At 73.5% G+C, this 761-nt stretch carries 2 protein-coding genes; both read left to right on the forward strand.

Going from position 1 to position 761, the window contains the following annotated elements:
• Window positions 1-130: 130 nt before the first annotated feature.
• A complete protein-coding gene (locus ABD823_RS34445) occupies window positions 131-565 on the forward strand; it encodes a roadblock/LC7 domain-containing protein (RefSeq protein ID WP_344867157.1) in 435 nt (144 codons plus the stop codon).
• Window positions 562-761, forward strand: a 200-nt coding sequence (locus ABD823_RS34450) for a hypothetical protein (RefSeq protein WP_425566705.1), incomplete at its 3' end; no start/stop codon positions are given. The genes ABD823_RS34445 and ABD823_RS34450, both read left to right, overlap by 4 nt.

Raw genomic sequence — 761 nt, forward strand, 5'->3', positions numbered from 1 at the left:
CGCCGAGCCAGGAGGCCGTCACCGACACCGGCGACCCCACCACCCTCGCCGAGGGCTTCGAGCGGATGCGCCGCGCGCTCAGCGAGGGATACGGCACCAGCGACACCGACCACGGAGGACAGCCCCAGTCATGATCGACCGTCCCACCGCCGACTCCACGGACATGACCTGGGCCCTGAACAGGCTGACCGAGGAGCCCGGCGTCGTCAACGCCCTGCTGTTCAGCACCGACGGGCTGGTGCTGGCCAAGTCGGACACCCTGCCCCGCGACGACGCCGACCGGGCGGCGGCGGCCCTGTGCGGGGTCAAGTCCCTGCAGGGGGACTTCGGCGCGTTCTGCGGCCTGCCCGACCAGGCCGGCCCGCTGCCCATGCGGCACGTGGTCAGCGACCTGAAGGACTTCACCGTGCTGCTGTTCGCCGCCGGTGAGCGCACCGGCATCGGCGTGGCGGTACGCGGCGACTCGATGAGCCAGGAGGTCGCGCTGGCCATCACCGCCACCCTGAAGATGATCTCCGGGCTCCGCCCGGTCCTGGAGGCCCGCGAGCGAAGCGCCACGGCATGAGCCCCCGCGGGCACCACCGGCGCGGCGTGGTGCGCTCCCACACGGCCACCGGCGGGCACGCCACGCCGTCGCGCTCCAGCCTGGACGAGGCGACGCTGCTCATCGCCGACCCCAAGATGCCGCTGGCGGGCCTGGCGGCGCAGGCGTACCGGGTGATGGACCTGTGCCTGCCCGGCGTGCTGTCGGTGTCGGAGGT

The sequence above is a fragment of the Planomonospora alba genome (assembly GCF_039534085.1).
Lineage (GTDB): Bacteria > Actinomycetota > Actinomycetes > Streptosporangiales > Streptosporangiaceae > Planomonospora_B > Planomonospora_B alba.